The organism is Nocardia alni (assembly GCF_019038435.1).
GTDB classification, from domain to species: Bacteria; Actinomycetota; Actinomycetes; order Mycobacteriales; family Mycobacteriaceae; genus Nocardia; species Nocardia alni.
In genome coordinates, this window is the sequence record NZ_JAGPOX010000016.1 from 47841 (window position 1) to 62448 (window position 14608).

Consider the following 14608-nt stretch of genomic DNA (forward strand, 5'->3'; position numbering starts at 1 on the left):
ACCCCCCTTTCCCACCCGTGGACGCCCCGCCGCTTTCGCCAGCGCACCCGCTGGCCGACTGAGGGGTGGTGCGATGCCAGGAGGGTGCCACATGGTGGGACTTGGGGCTACGCTGGAGACGTGTCTGTGCCGAGTGAGATCAATCAGCGGGATTTGAAGCTTCGGGCGAGTGAAATCATGGATGCGGTCGAGCGGGGCGAGTCGTTCACGGTCACCCGTAACGGGCGGCGGATCGCGACGGTGACGCCGATAGGGCCGCGGCCGACGTTCGTGTCCAAGGAACGGGTCGCCGCGGCGTTCTCGGGCGCTCCTGTGCTCGACGATCGCAGATTCCGTGCGGATGTGCAGGCGGCGTTCGACGATGAGGAGTACGACCCGTTCGAGCGGGCCCGGGAATCGGGCCGGCAGTAATGGCGCTTCCCCAGCAGGGACTATTGGACACGAACGTGCTGATCCTGATGGACGGATTGGATCAGGACGAACTTCCGACCGAGCAGGCGATCAGCGCGATCACCCTGGCCGAGTTGTCAGTCGGTCCACTGGCGACCGACGATCCGGAGGAGGTCGCCGCACGGATGGCTGTGCTGGGTCGCGCCGAGGCCGAATTCGAGCCGATTCCGTTCACCGCAGCGGCGGCGCGGGTGTTCGGGCGGGTATACGCGGCGACGTTGGCGAGCGGTCGCAAACCACGCAGGTATTACGTCGACCTATTGATCGCGTCCACGGCAGCCGCGAACAAATTGCCGCTGTTCACGGTGAATCCAGACGACTTCCGAGGCTTGGAGCGCCTGCTGACGGTCTACCCCGTCACCCACCCCGACAACCGCTCCTAGGGCAGTGGTGGTGTACCAGGAAGGTGACGTCCGGAATGACCGTTTATGCGCCCGGATCGGACGAATCCGAGGTCGGGCCGACTGATGCCGCGGGCCACGGTCGTACGCGGCGGTGGCTGTGGCGGGTGGTGGCGGCGATCGCGGCGGTGATCGTCGCCGGGACGGTTTTTTCGTTCGGTTACAACGTGGCGACGCGTCACCGTGCGAGCCCGCCGGTCGGGCTGACCTACGTGCGGACCGGCGATATCTCCACCCGTTACCGGCAGTGGGGGGAGAGCGGGACGCCGATCGTGCTGGTTCACGGCTTCATCGAATCGGCGGATACCTGGCAGTATCTGGCTCCGCGACTCGCTGCGGCGGGGCACCGGGTCTATGCCTTGGACCTCGACGGTTTCGGCTACACCCAGCGGGGCGCACCGTTCGACCTGGACCATCAGACCAGCCAGTTGCTGGAGTTCATCCAGGCTCTGCGTCTCGAACGCCCGATTGTGGTCGGCCACTCCAGCGGCGCGGCGATCGTGGCCGCGGCCACCCTGCGGAACCCGGAGGCAGTCGGCGGCTTGATGTTTCTCGACGGCGACGGTTTGTCCTCCGGAGCCGGTGCCCGCTCACCGGTGACGAAACTGCTCATCGATCCCTACCGGACGACACTGCTGCGACTGGCCGTGCGCTCGGACACCCTCGTCCAGACCGCCTATCGAAGCGCATGTGGTCCGAGTTGCCCGAAGCTCGACGCTTCGGGCATCGATCAATGGCGTCGCCCCCTCCAGGTGCCAGGCGCGGAGCCCGCCCTGTGGGCGATGATGAACCTCGGCGTTCCGGGTTTGTCCTCGGACCGCATCGCCGAACTCGCAAGAATCCCGCTGCCGAAATCGGTGGTATTCGGCGCCGCGGACTCGGTTTTCAGCAGCGACACCCCCATCCGGACCGCCGAGCGAATCGGCGCGGGCGCACCGACCATGATCCCCGGCGCACGCCATCTCACGCCGGTCAACAGTCCGGGAGCCGTCGCGTCGGCGATCCTGGCGCTTGCCCAGTCTCGATAGCTGCCGACAATCGTCACCGTGTTACTGCGTTCTCAGGCGTGCAGACGCTGGCGGAGGAACTCGCGCCAGGTCAGCTCGAACGAACGGGCCAGGGCCGAGGTTGCCGCGAATCGGTCCCAGGCGTGGAACGCGCGGGCGTAGAGGTGCAGGTCGACCGGGACGCCATCGGCGAGCAGCCGGCGCGCGAAGTCGATGCCCTCGTCACGCAGCACATCGAACTGTGCGAGGGCGATGAAGGTGTCGGGCAGGCCGGTGAGGTCGGTGGCGCGGGCGGGCGCGGAGTAGGGGTGCACGTCCTGCGCGCCGAACCGGTCGCCGAGCACCGCGGACCACGCGAGCTGGTTGTCCTGGCGGGTGAAGACCACTTCGGCGGTGGTCTCGAAGCTCGACGGCGTCTCACTGCGGTCGTCGAGCATCGGGTAGAGCAGCGACAGCAGGCGCGGCTGTGGATCGCGCCGATCGCGCACCATGAGCGCGGTGGCCGCGGCCGGCGCCCCGCCACCGCTGGCCCCGGCCAGACCGATCCGGTGCGGGTCGATGCGGTGCTCGGCGGCGTGCGCGGCGAGGTGGGTGTAGGCGAGGTAGCCGTCCTCGGCGGCGCCTGGCGCCGGGGTCTCCGGCGCCAGCCGGTAGACGACGGCGGCCAGGACGCAGTCCAGATCCAGGGCCAGTCCGGTGTGGTAGGCGTCGTCGCCGTGGGCGTCATCGCCCAGGACCTGGGCCCCGGCGTGGAACCAGAGCAGGGCCGGGCGGGTGAGGTCGTTGGCGGCCGGGCGGTACAGGACGACCTCGAGTTCGCTCCCGTCGTTTCGGGGGATTCGCAGCGTCTCGATGGTGACCCGGGGATCCGGCGGCGGCGTGGGCAGGTTGGCGTGTGCCGCGCGCAGCTGTTCGCGCAGGCCGGGGATATCGGAGAAATCGAGCAGAGTGCCGTTCGAGGCCTTGGGCATCGCGGCGAACGCGGTGGCCAGTTCGGGGTCGAGCGCGTCGGTGGTTGCGGGCATGAGGGGTCCTGATCGGTAGTGGGACTGAGGATTTCGTGAGCGGCGTTGTCAGAACAGCGAGGGTTGACCGCTGCCGGCGGTGATGCCGCCGTCGACGGGCAGGATGACGCCGGTGATGAAGCGGGCGTCGTCCGAGGCCAGGAAGCTGACCGCGGCGGCGACGTCGGCCGGGGTGCTGAAGCCGTGCAGCGCCCGCCGCTGGTTGAAGCGCTCGATCATGTCGGCGTACTTCGTCGCCAACTCCTGCGGTCCGGTCATCGAGGGGGCGACGGTATTGACCCGGATGCCGAACTGACCGAGGTCGAAGGCGAGACCGCGCGTGAAGTTCACGACCGCGCCCTTGGCCGCGTTGTAGGCGGTGAGCCGGCGGTCGCCGCCGAGACCGGAGGCGGAGGCGATCTGCACGATGCTGCCGCGGCTGTCCTTCAGGTACGGCAGGGCAGCCTGCGCACCGAAGAAACAACTGTCCACGTCAGTGCTCATGATCAGCCGCCAGTCGTCCACGGTCGTCTCCGCGAACTCCTTGGCGAGGCCGACGCCGGCGTTGGAGACCATGACGTCGATGCCGCCGAACCGGGCGGCCCCGGCATCGACCATCGCCAGCACCTCATCCTGGCTGGTGACGTCGGTCGCGACCGGCAGCGCGCGGTCCAGGCCGATCTCGGCGGCCAGGGCCGCCAGGCGTTCCTCGCGCCGGGCCGCGAGGACGAGATTCGCGCCTTCGGCCGCGAACCGCCGGGCGATCCCGTCGCCGATGCCGGAGCTGGCGCCGGTGACGACGACCGTCTTTCCGGCGAAACGTTGGTCCATAACACCCTTCCTATCGTCAGTTACTGACACTTATTTACGTCAGTAACTGACGGTACATTCAGTCAGTTACTGACGCAAGTAGTGTCAGTAACTGACTAGCGATGCTAGGGTGTGTGGATGCCACGGAATTCCGATGACGTGCGGCTACGGCTCCAGGAGGCCGCGCTCGAGCTGTATCTGGAGCGCGGCTACGACAAGACCACGGCCGGGGACATCGCCGCGCGCGCCGGGGTCACCGAGCGGACCTTCTTCCGCCACTTCGTCGACAAGCGTGAGGTCTTCTTCGACGGCCAGGAGCAACTGCGCGAGCTGCTGGTCGACGCGGTCGCCGCAGTACCGGCCGACACCAAACCCCTCCCCACCCTGCGGGCCGCGTTCCACCAGGCCGTGCCGCTGATCGAGCACAACCTCCCGGTCACCGAACGCCGGTATCCGGTCATCATGGCGACGCCCGCCTTGCAAGAGCGTTCGCTGGCCAAGCACGCGGCCCTGGTCGCCGCACTCACCGACGCCCTACGCGCCCGCGGCGTCTCCGAGCAACTCGCGGCGCTGCACGCCCAGGTCGGCATGGACACCTACGCGATCGCGATCCGCCGCTGGGGGGCCGACCGCACGGACGATCTCCACACCCACCTCGACCGAGCCTTCACAGATCTGCGACTGGCCGCGAATGCCCTGAAATGAGGGTCAGGGTGCAGTGCGGAAGAGTTCGACTACTCCGGTGATGCCATCCAGAGTCCGCTGATCGGCAGACAGGTCAGCTTGTCGCCGAAGGGGAGTTGCTCGTTTCCGCAGTAGAGCACATATCCGGCGTGGAAGCGGTCGCCAAGTCGTTGTTCCAACATGCGGAGTGCGCGGAAGTCGTCCGTTCGGACGGTTTCGGCGGCTTTGACCTCGATGCCGATGATGCGGCCCGCATTGTCTTCGAGGATGGCATCGACCTCGTGGCCGTCACGGTCGCGGTAATGATGCAGTCGGACCATCGTTCGGCTCCACGTAATTTGGCGGCTCAGCTCGCCCAGAACGAAGGTTTCGACGGTGCCACCGGTGGTGGCGTCGTTGGTGATGCCGGTGAGCAGGTGAGCGGCTAGACCGGAGTCGGTGAAGACCAGCTTCGGAGTGGAGATGGCCCGTGTGGTGGCGTTGGCGGACCATGCGGGTATGAGCCGAATCAGATAGACGAGCTCGAGCAATGCGACATAGTTACGGACGGTGGTCAGCGGAATGCCGAGGTCCGTGGACAATCGGTTGTAGCTGAGCAGTCCACCGCTCTGTGCTGCCAGGGCGGCGATGAGTCGACGCATATCGGAAATACGTTGAATATCCGCGACTTGATGGATGTCGCGGCTCATGATGTCGTCGAGGTAGGACTTGAAGAATTGGGCGCGTCGGCGAGGGTTCGTGCGTCGGATGGCCTCTGGATAGCCGCCATGGGAGGCCAGGGCGAGGTAGTCGCGGCGGCGAAGGGACGACTCCGGGGCTCGGATTCGGCGTCCGTGAGAGAAGGCGGCGTCGATGAATCCGTCGGGCATTCCTTCGATTTCGCCCTGCGAGAGGGGAAACAGTTCCACGGTTTCCGAACGGCCCGGCAGCGAGTCGGGAAGGCTCGACAGGCCGAGGAGACGGGCCGATCCGGTCAGGAGGAACCGACCCGGCCGCGGGTCCCGGTCGACAGCGTTCTTGATCGCTAGCCACAGCTCCGGGGCGCGCTGGACCTCATCGATCAACATCGTCCCAGGAGCATCGAGGAATGCTATGGGGTCAGCATTAGCTGAGGCGAGGGTGCGTGGGTCATCGAGATATCGTTTTACCGTGTCGGCACGGCCGTCGAGGCAGCGCTCGGCGAGAGTGCTCTTACCGGTTTGCCGAGCTCCGTTCACGATGACGACCCGAGTGTCGGCAAGCGCCTCTTCTACCAGCTCAGCCGCCCTACGGGGGAGGTACTCGACTCCTTCGCGCATGCGCCAATTCTAGCGGAGCATCCGATAGTCTGCCGACAAGTGCCCCGATAGTCTGCCGAGAGGTATGTCGATAGTCTGCCGAGGGTTGTGTGGATGATCTGCCGAGGGTTGTGTGGATGATCTGCCGGTGGTGTGCTGGTCGATCTGCCGCTGGTTCGGTGGTGGAATTGCCGGGCTGAGGGTGGTGGATCTGCCGACACTAACCCGCCTGCCTTCGGCGAATGGGCACCCTCAGTGATGACTTCCTCCATGACAACCGCATCTGGCGAAGCGTGGTCGGTCGCGCAGGGCGATTGCGATCAGCCTGATCCAAATTCGTTCGGGCCGATCACCTTCGGCGCGGACGCAGGTAGAGCATCATCGTGTTACATCGGGTGACAGTGCGAGAAAGGTCACACGGCAGGAAGCCGGGGTCCTCCGCAATTATATTTGTGCGGGTGGGACAGCCAAGTCCGTGGCAAGCGAGACGGATTCACGCCCCGGAGGCTGTTTCTCGCCCAACTGCCTCCGCACCGCCTCGCCGAGTTCTGCCGATACCCGACGGCACTATGGGCTATGTCTGCGGTGGAATCGGAAGCCTGGTTATCTTCCCCCTCTTATTCATGCCTTGGCTCACCGTGGGGGGATGGGATGGTCGAGCGCAGGCCAACGCGTTCGGCGAGATCAAGGCCAGCACTGTGTATTTGAATATCTGGTCGCAGTCTGGACCTGGTCTGGCTCACCTGACAGGCGTATGGGCGCTGTCGGCCGTCGTCGCCATTGTGCTTCTGGCTTTCGCCATCGCGCTCATTCTGCGCGGCAGTAGCGGCAACGTCGCGCATGTCGCCGCGGCTACCGCCGTAGTCGTGGCCGTATCGACGGTCGGCGACGTGTTCTACCTGCTGGGTAAGGGGCCCGAGCTGAAAGCGATGGTCGGTTTCGGTGGGGATCTGGGTGGCCAATTAGGGCTCGTGGCTCGCGCCTTCGCGGGCAAGGGTAACTATCCGATGCCCGGCACCGCCGATACCTATGGCACAGCCAGACTCACCATGTGGGCGCTGGTGGCATGCGTGATGTCGATCCTGTCGGCCGGGGCGGTGCTCGCCCAGTGGAATCACAACCGACCGAGGTCGCCTCGAAGGGCGGTCTAGACCGGAGTCGGCAACCGGAAGCCCGAGGCGAGCATCTCGAACGATGCGTCCATCATGGCCAGCAGGTCGGAGCCCGGGTCTTCGGGGTTCCACACCGACAGGGTCGCTCGGATGACCCCGTGCGCGGCGCCGGCCACGGCGCGTGAGTAGAGGTCGTCGGCCGGGAGGCCGGTGCGACGGGAGATCCCTTCCGCTATCAGGGTTTGCGTGCGGCGGCTGTCGGCGAAGGCCATGGGCACCACTCGCGGATGCCGCCGCACCAGTTGCTGGTGCTCCCGCCAGGTCGGGCGCTCCTGAAGCAGGCGGATGCCCGCGTTGATCGCCTGGTGAACCGCTAGCAGCGGGTCCTCCTCGGCGGGGCGCGCGGCGATGCGGTCGGCCAGGGAGCCGCCGGCGCGCTCCTCGTGCCAGTCCAGCACGGCGTCGTCCTTGGAGCCGAAGTAGTTGAAGAAGGTGCGCGGGGAGACCTCGGCGGCGGCGCAGATGTCGTTGACCGTGACCGAGTCCGGACCTCGCTGCGCGTAGAGACGGACGGCGGCACGGTGCAGCGCCTCGCGGGTCTGCTGCTTCTTGCGTTCCCGGAGGCCGACGCCCGCGCTCGTGCTGCTCACGCCCGCTATGTTACAGCAATGCAGATTTGCACGAGTGCAAGTTTGCAGTACTACAAAAAATAACTTAGGCTGGCTAAGTAACTAGCGGTGGGGTCACGGCGACGAAGCCGTGCGCAACGGAGCGGCCGACGGAGCCTCACGAGCCATTCGAAGCTTGGAAAACAAGGAGAACTGCGTCTTGTCGACTGTGTTCGGCAGTGGCGGCAGGTGCCCGACCTGCCGTCCGCCTTGGCCCATACGTCTGCGTGATCACCTGCAAGCCACCGATCCCGCCCTGGCCCGTCTGCGCACCGGGTGGCGAATGCTGATGGTTCTTCCGGTCACCTTGGCCGTGGGCTACGGGATGGCCCATGCGCTGGGGCAACCGGCCATGTTCGGGATGACCTACGGCGGCATAGCCGGACTGCTGATCGGCCTGACGATCGCCGGCCCCAAGGCGGGGCGGCTGGCCGTGCGCTGCGTCTGGGGTGTCCCGGCCTTCCTGCTCGCGCTGCTGTGCGCGATCGAGGTCCAGCCTTACCGGATTCTCGCGCTGCTCGCGGTGGCCGTGGTTGTCGTGGTGCAACTTGCGGCGCCCGCGTTCCTCGGCGAGTTCGGGCATGACGGCGGCGTCATGCTCTTCGCCGGTTTCCTCGGCGGCATCCTGGTGCCCATACCGCTGGAGAAGATGCAGTACATCGCCCCGATCGTCATCGTCGCGGCGGCTGCGGCGGCCGTGGTCCAGGTGGTGCTGTGCCGGATGCGCCCGGCGACCGGTCTGGTGCACATCGAACGGGCCTTCCTGACCCGCACCCGTTACGTGGTCCGGCGCGCCACCCGGATGCTCGAGCCGGGCGAATCCACCGCCCGCGCGAACCGCAAACTCTGCGACGAGATGATCCACCTGAACGAGGCGGCCATGCTCGTGGACGGCCATCTGGCAAGCTCCGGGCGTCCGGGAGGGGCCGCCGCTCGCATGCACCGGCTGGTTTTCGACACCGAGCTGGCCGCGAACGCGCTGGGCCGCACGGTCGTTCTGCTGTGCCGCGTCCCGCTGCCCGACGAGGTACGCGCGCACCTGCTCGCGGCTCTCGCTGGTCTCGACCGCGGCGGTCGGCGGCATGACGACGCGCTCCCGGCCGCGACCGCACCGCTACTCGACTGGCTGGCCCGGCACGAGGGCGATTCCCGGGATACCGAACACGAGCACCTCGTCTCGATGCTCTACCGGTTCGTCGCCGTGCTCGGCGACCTGCACCGCGTCAGCGATGCCTGGACCACCCAGGTGGACGAGCGGCTGGAGGCGGATATCGCCGCCGCCGACACTCAACCCTTCACCACACCCGTCGAGCTGGTCACGGGCAAGCTGCCCGGCACCAACCTGCTGGCCGGCCGTGCCCTGGGCGCCGGTGGCATGGGCCGCCCCTGGAACGTCTGGAGCAAGCCCGACCCCCAGATCCGGATCGCCGTTCAGATGCTGATCACGCTGGTGATCGCCATTCCGCTGGGTGACGCGCTGAACGGCTATCGGTTCTACTGGGCCGTGATCGGCGCGCTGATCATCTTCATGAACACCGACTCCGTGCACGATCGGGTGCGCAAGACCGTCAAACGCGTCGTCGGCACGCTCATCGGCGGTTTCGTCGGAATCGGCGTCGCGGATCTTCTCGGAGTACACCACCCGATGGTGACGGTGACACTGCTGTGCCTGGCCGTTGTGGCGGGCGCCTACTCGATCAGCGCCTACTACGGGGTGTGGGCCGGCAGCCTGGCCTTCGCGCTCATCCAGCTCTACGCCTTCACCGGCGGATTCAAGGACTCGGTGGTGGTGTTGCGTGCGGGGGAGAACGCCCTGGGTGCGGTCATCGCCATCCTGGTGGCTCTGGTGGTCCTGCCCCTCGCGACCCGCACTCTGCTGCGCCACGCCCAGGCCACCCACGTCCGCTCGCTGGCCACGTTCGTGCGCGAGTCCGGTGAGGTGTGGAGCGGATCCGCTGGCGCCGAAGGCACCCGTGAGCAGGCCAGAGCGGTGGACCAGGCGACTCATGAGCTGCGCCGGTTCACCCTGTCGCTCGTTCATCTTCCGGGCAGCGCCGGCCGCGAGCATGCCGAGGAGATCCGTTCCATGCTGCGCACTGCCGCCGTCTGCGCGCGGGAGATGTCGCTCGGCAGCGGTAGGGCTGTGCTGACCGCGGGCCAGCGTGCACAACTCCTGCGGATCACCGGCAGCCTGTCCGACTCGATCGACGCCCTTGCCGGGATCGTGTCGGAGACCGAGAAGGCCTCCGCCGGCGCACCCGTCCCCGAGCCCTGGATCCGCCGGGCCGAGGAGATCCGGCAGTTGCAGGCGGCTCTGTCCGTCTCCCCGGCCAACGCCCGGTTGCGGCACGCGCTCCATTATCTCGGGTACCTGGACGATCTGCTGGGAGACCTCGCCGCCCGGCTGGACATGACCGTGCAGGGGAGCGACTACCGTACCGTCGCCCCGGCCCTCGACCGTGAGCTGTTCGCCCTGCACGCCCGCCAGGCGACCGCCGAACGGGCGCGATCGGCAGGCGGCCCGGCACGCTACGCCCGCGCCGCGTCCGCTGTGCAGACGCGGCCGGTGGCCGATTCGCCGATCTCCGGCGGCGACGGTCGCTGGATCGGCGGTCGCGTCCTCACCGGAACCGGTCACCCGCTGTCCGCCGCGGCGCTGACCCTGATCGATCAGCACGGCCGCCAGGTCTCGCGTGCGACCGGAAGGGATGACGGCAGCTACCGCATCTCCGTGCCCGCGACGGGCAGTTACGTGCTGATCGTCTCGGCGACCGGTCACGGACCGGTGGCCGTGAACGTGACCGCGAGTTCGAGTACGCAGCAGCAGGACGTCACCCTGCTGGGCTCGGGTGAACTGTCGGGCGTCGTGCGCCGGGCCGACCACGGTGAGCCACTCGCGGACGCCACCGTGACCCTGACCGACGCCCGCGGCGAGGTGGTCGGGGCGGCGATCACCGCCGCCGACGGCGCCTACGTGTGCGGCGGCCTGATATCGGGCCGCTACACCCTGGTGGCCAACGCCGAATCCATGCGCCCGACGGCGATCACCCTGACCGTGCCCGAGACCGAACACCTGCGCTACGACATCGACATGGAGCAGGCGGCCTTGCTCGCCGGTTCGGTCCGAGCCGGCGAACGAGCTGTCCCCGACGCCCGCGTGACGGTCCTCGACGCCTCCGGCGCCCTGGTAGCCCACGCCCACACCGACACCGACGGCCACTATGTCGTCCCGGACCTGGATAAGGGCCGCTACACCGTGGTAACCAGCGGCTACCCGCCCGCGACCAGCCGCGTCACAGTGACAGGCACCGAGATCGTCCACGACCTGGTGCTCGGCTACGACGACCAGTAGGCCGCGTCGGATCGGTAGGCGCTTCCTCGCCTGCCCACCGCCGGGACACCCTGTGCCGCTGGCCTTTCGCGAGCGCGTGCTCGACGAGCCGTGAAATCGGCTGGGTCACAGGGTGTCGGCGGCCAGCCCTAAGCCCAGGGCGATCAGAATTGTGGCCAGGGCTCGTTCGATGCGTTGTCGAATGGCTTTGCGTTGCAGCCAGGTTGCGGCTCGGTTGGCGATCAGGACGACGCTCACGCACCAGGCGGTGTCGATGATCAGCTGGACTGTTGCGAGGGTCAGGACTGTCGCCAGGATCGGTCCTCGGGGCGGTAGGAACTGCGGCAGGATGGTCAGGCCGAAGACCGCCGCTTTCGGGTTGGCGGCGATCGAGATGAGCGAGGCGCGGAATGCCGCGGTCGGGGTGCGGCCGCTCGGTAGGACGCTGGGCAGTGATGTTCCGGGGGTGTCGTGGTTGCGGGCGCCGCGCCACGCCTGGATGCCGAGGTAGACCAGGACCGCGGCGCCGAGGATGTGGATTGCTTGGTCGAGGGCTCGGTTGGCGATCAGTAGGGCCGATAGGCCCGCGCCGCCGGCCAGCGTCCAGCCCAGGACGCCGATCTCGTTGCCCGCCACCGCCGCTAGTCCGGCCGATCGACCGTCGCGTATGGACCGCTGGAGGAACAGGGCGGTCGCCGGGCCGGGGATGGCGGCCAGGATCAGGCACGCCAGGGTGAAGGCGGGGAGGACGTGGAGCAGGTGCGACATTCCGTCGAGTCTGCTGACCGCCCCGAGGGCTCGTCCACTTGTTATCGCGTGTACCGCGCCGACCTGCTCGTCCGCTTGGGCGACGTGTCAGTTGTGAGCATCGTCCATCAGAGATCCGACGCCACAGACGTTGACAACGCGAGCTCACTGTCCTCAATGGGCTCGGCATCCGGTCGCACCATGCAGGATCGAGCAAGCACCCGAACTCTGGCCGTCGATTCAGGGCAACTGACCTGTTTCAGCCGCATTGCTCGAGGGCCAGGCATCGTTGTCTACCGCGAGCCAAGGCTCGCCTGCCGCGGAGGTGAGGGGGGTGCCGGTGAATTCCTGGACGTCGCGGTGGAGGTGTGACTGGTCGGCGTAACCGGTGTCGGCCGCCACCTGTGCGGGGGAGAGTCCCCGGACCAGTTGGTGTATGGCGTGATCGAATCGGACCAGCATGGCGGCGCGTTTGGGGGTGAGGCCGATGTGGGCGCCGAAACGTGACCACAGCCGCTGCCGGCTCCAACCGACCTCTGTTGCCAGATGTTCGATGCGGAACCGGCCTCTGCTGGCGATGATTTGGTGCCAGGCCCAGGCAATCTCGGGGGCGGCGCGGCGGTGGTCGTCGCACCAGCGTGTCGATAAGGTCGCCTCGATGAGCGCGAATCGTTCGGGCCAGCTGCGTGTTTCGTGTAGACGCTCGCTCAGGCGTATCGCGTCGCGGCCCCACAGATCGTCCAGAGAGACTATGCCCCCGGATAATTCGGCGAGTGGGAGCCGGAGAACGGCGGATGCGGTGAACGGTGACAGGCGGATCTGCACACACTCGATGTCTTCGAAGCGCACCGCGAACGGGTTGCCGGTCAGGCCGAGGGCCAGGCTGCTGGAGTGAGTTCGCCCCGACGGGTCACGGACCTCGAAGCGGTTGTCACCGATCGTGATCGCTACCGTGACAGCCGGATGCGGTATGGCGCGCAGCAGAGTTGGACCGTCGCCGTGAATGCGGAATCCGGCCATGTCCACGCCTCGGGGCACGGGCATCCGCAGTGGTCGCGTGATCTCCCAAACCACACCGCGATCATACGTGTCGTCCAGGACGGGTAGCGAGCATCGAGGCCCTTACATTTCTTCAAGACGTAAGTCGTTGTCTCCCAGCAGGGTGGTGGTGTCACGAACGGACCGAAGGAGGACCTATGAATGAGATCACCACCACGGCAACGGGTCGGCGGCGACGGATCGCACTGATGATCGCCGCGATGTCGGCCGCGATGCTCGCGGGCAGCGTTCCGGGGGTCGTGACTGCCGCGCCGCCCGCATCCGCGGATCGCATGATGCACCTTCCCGGCGGCGATATCCATGTCGTTGCGAGCGGAATACCCAGCGCGGACGCGGTGGTTCTGCTGCACGGGCTGGGCGGATCGACCACATGGTGGGATCAGGTGATGCCGGCCCTGCGGGGCCGCTACGTGGTGCGGATCGATCTGCTCGGACACGGCGAATCGGCCAAGCCTGATTGCTGTTACGGAATGGCCGATCAGGCGAGGGTGGTCGGCGAGGTGCTCGACGGGCTCGGCGTGCGCCACGCGGTGCTCGTCGGACATTCCACCGGCGGTTATGTGGCGACCTCGCTGGCCGAACAGCGCCGCGGTCTGGTGTCGGCGCTCGAGCTGATCGATACCGGCGCACGGCTCGACGCGTACACCGACAACAGCCCTGTCAGCGGTCTATTCTTCAACCCGGCGATCGGGCAACCGCTGTGGCCGCTGCTGCCGGACGCCGCCATTCGGTACCTTCTGAGCAGCGCCTTCACTCGCGACGTATCGATTCCCGCCCCGATCGTCGCCGCCGTCCGGGGCATGACATACCGCAGTCTCACCGAGACCTCGAACGCGTCGGACGCGTACCTGCGGGCCGAGTCCGAACCGGACCGGCTCGTGGCCCTGCACCTGCCGACCATGGTGATCTACGGCTCCCGGGACAAGCGCTGGATGCCGACGTCCTACCAGGACTACCGCCGAGTCCCCAGCGTCCGGATCGTGTCCCTCGACTGCGGTCACACGCCCATGATCGAGGAGCCAGGCCCCACCGGCGCCCTCATCCACGACTTCACCGCGCAGTACTGAAACGAGGGTGCGCGGGCAGCGTGATCATCTCACCGAGGCTGGCGGCCTGCTGCGCTGGCCTGAGACCCCACCTGATGGTGAGGCTCCGACGCCGTCGATTCGAGGTTTTGCTTATCGCTGCCACAGGTAACGCCGATGGCCGACCGGGAAGCGTCGCAGTGGAATTCGGATTGAACCGATCGCGATGTCGGCACGGTGCCGACGGCGAACACTGAGGAGAAGCGATGTCGGAATTGTCCGGGCTCTCGGCGTTGGTGACCGGTGGGACCAGCGGGATCGGGCGGGCGACCGCCCTCGAATTGGCACGACGCGGTGCCCGGGTCGCGGTCGCCGGGCGTGATGCCGAGCGCGGTAAGCGAGTGGTTGCGGAGATCGAAAAGCTGGGTGCGACAGGGATATTCATCCCGACGGAGCTGAGCGATGCGGCATCGGTGCGCAGCCTGGCCGGTGCGACGATTGCCGCGTTCGGTCAGGTGGATGTGCTGGTCAACAACGCGGGGGTCTTCCCGTTCGGTCCGACGGAGCAGACCAGCGAGGCGGACTTCGATGCAGTGTTCGCCGTCAATGTGAAGGCTCCGTATTTCCTGGTTGCCGAACTTGCCCCGGCGATGGCCGAGCGCGGGCACGGCGCGATCGTCAATATCACCACCATGGTCGCCGAATTCGGTATGTCCGGAATGGGCCTCTACGGCTCCAGCAAGGCGGCGGTGGGTCTGCTGACCAAGGCGTGGGCGGCCGAATACGGGCCGCGCGGTGTTCGCGTCAACGCCGTCAGTCCCGGTCCGACCCGCACCGAGGGCACTGCGGGCATGGGTGAGGGTCTGGATCAGCTGGCCGCCGCGGCCCCAGCCGGTCGACCCGGAACGCCGGAGGAGATCGCGGAGGCCATCGCCTTCCTGGCCGGCAAGCAGGCCACCTTCGTACACGGGGTGGTGCTGCCGGTCGACGGTGGCCGCGTCGCGGTCTGATCGCGGCATCGGGCGTGCTGTGA

At 67.3% G+C, this 14608-nt stretch carries 14 protein-coding genes; 8 read left to right on the forward strand and 6 right to left on the reverse strand.

The genetic code is table 11. From position 1 onward, the window contains the following. Positions 1-120 precede the first annotated feature (120 nt). The 3 genes from JZ791_RS09035 to JZ791_RS09045 are packed head-to-tail and all read left to right on the forward strand — an operon-like array spanning position 121 to position 1879. On the forward strand, positions 121-411 hold the full coding sequence (locus tag JZ791_RS09035; protein WP_216893753.1) for a type II toxin-antitoxin system Phd/YefM family antitoxin: 291 nt from the start codon (positions 121-123) through the stop codon (positions 409-411). 23 nt (positions 412-434) lie between these two features. Next, complete coding sequence (locus tag JZ791_RS09040; protein WP_254205418.1) at positions 435-833, forward strand: type II toxin-antitoxin system VapC family toxin; 399 nt, start codon at positions 435-437, stop codon at positions 831-833. Positions 834-868: 35 nt separating this feature from the next. Further along, positions 869-1879 carry an alpha/beta fold hydrolase gene (locus JZ791_RS09045; RefSeq protein WP_216893755.1) on the forward strand — a complete coding sequence of 337 codons (1011 nt, stop codon included), beginning with the start codon at positions 869-871 and terminating at the stop codon, positions 1877-1879. A gap of 32 nt (positions 1880-1911) precedes the next feature. Here JZ791_RS09045 and JZ791_RS09050 read toward each other — a convergent pair whose 3' ends face one another. Together JZ791_RS09050 and budC are read right to left on the reverse strand one after the other, a co-directional pair. Next, entirely contained in the window at positions 1912-2883 is a 972-nt protein-coding gene (locus JZ791_RS09050) for an alpha/beta hydrolase fold domain-containing protein (protein ID WP_216893756.1), read from the reverse strand. Between the two features lie 48 nt (positions 2884-2931). Beyond that, positions 2932-3693: a meso-2,3-butanediol dehydrogenase gene (gene budC / locus JZ791_RS09055; protein WP_216893757.1), complete on the reverse strand. Its 762-nt coding sequence runs from the start codon at positions 3691-3693 to the stop codon at positions 2932-2934. Positions 3694-3810: 117 nt separating this feature from the next. Between budC and JZ791_RS09060 the strand changes: the two genes are divergently transcribed. Then, the gene (locus JZ791_RS09060) at positions 3811-4377 is read left to right on the forward strand and encodes a TetR/AcrR family transcriptional regulator (protein WP_216893758.1); all 567 of its coding nucleotides are present in this window, start codon (positions 3811-3813) and stop codon (positions 4375-4377) included. A gap of 29 nt (positions 4378-4406) precedes the next feature. Here the strand turns inward: JZ791_RS09060 and JZ791_RS09065 are convergent, their stop codons facing one another. Further along, entirely contained in the window at positions 4407-5654 is a 1248-nt protein-coding gene (locus JZ791_RS09065) for an ATP-binding protein (RefSeq protein WP_216893759.1), read from the reverse strand. Positions 5655-6256: 602 nt separating this feature from the next. On the opposite strand from JZ791_RS09065, the gene JZ791_RS09070 reads away from it, so the two are divergent. Continuing rightward, positions 6257-6784, forward strand: coding sequence for a hypothetical protein (locus JZ791_RS09070; protein WP_216893760.1), 528 nt, complete (start codon positions 6257-6259; stop codon positions 6782-6784). On the opposite strand, the gene JZ791_RS09075 is transcribed toward JZ791_RS09070, so the two are convergent. Then, entirely contained in the window at positions 6781-7395 is a 615-nt protein-coding gene (locus JZ791_RS09075; protein WP_216893761.1) for a TetR/AcrR family transcriptional regulator, read from the reverse strand. The genes JZ791_RS09070 and JZ791_RS09075 overlap by 4 nt on opposite strands. 187 nt (positions 7396-7582) lie before the next feature. On the opposite strand from JZ791_RS09075, the gene JZ791_RS09080 reads away from it, so the two are divergent. Then, positions 7583-10765, forward strand: a complete 3183-nt coding sequence (locus JZ791_RS09080; RefSeq protein WP_308162859.1) for a carboxypeptidase regulatory-like domain-containing protein — start codon at positions 7583-7585, stop codon at positions 10763-10765. Between the two features lie 105 nt (positions 10766-10870). Here the strand turns inward: JZ791_RS09080 and JZ791_RS09085 are convergent, their stop codons facing one another. Both JZ791_RS09085 and JZ791_RS09090 read right to left on the reverse strand, forming a co-directional pair. Continuing rightward, the gene (locus JZ791_RS09085) at positions 10871-11512 is read right to left on the reverse strand and encodes a LysE family translocator (RefSeq protein ID WP_216893763.1); all 642 of its coding nucleotides are present in this window, start codon (positions 11510-11512) and stop codon (positions 10871-10873) included. 219 nt (positions 11513-11731) lie between these two features. Further along, the gene (locus JZ791_RS09090; RefSeq protein WP_216893764.1) at positions 11732-12565 is read right to left on the reverse strand and encodes an AraC family transcriptional regulator; all 834 of its coding nucleotides are present in this window, start codon (positions 12563-12565) and stop codon (positions 11732-11734) included. Positions 12566-12687: 122 nt separating this feature from the next. Here JZ791_RS09090 and JZ791_RS09095 point away from each other — a divergent pair, with 122 nt between their 5' ends. After that, positions 12688-13617, forward strand: a complete 930-nt coding sequence (locus tag JZ791_RS09095; protein ID WP_254205419.1) for an alpha/beta fold hydrolase — start codon at positions 12688-12690, stop codon at positions 13615-13617. A gap of 224 nt (positions 13618-13841) precedes the next feature. Further along, positions 13842-14585, forward strand: coding sequence for an SDR family NAD(P)-dependent oxidoreductase (locus JZ791_RS09100; RefSeq protein WP_216893765.1), 744 nt, complete (start codon positions 13842-13844; stop codon positions 14583-14585). Positions 14586-14608: the final 23 nt, after the last annotated feature.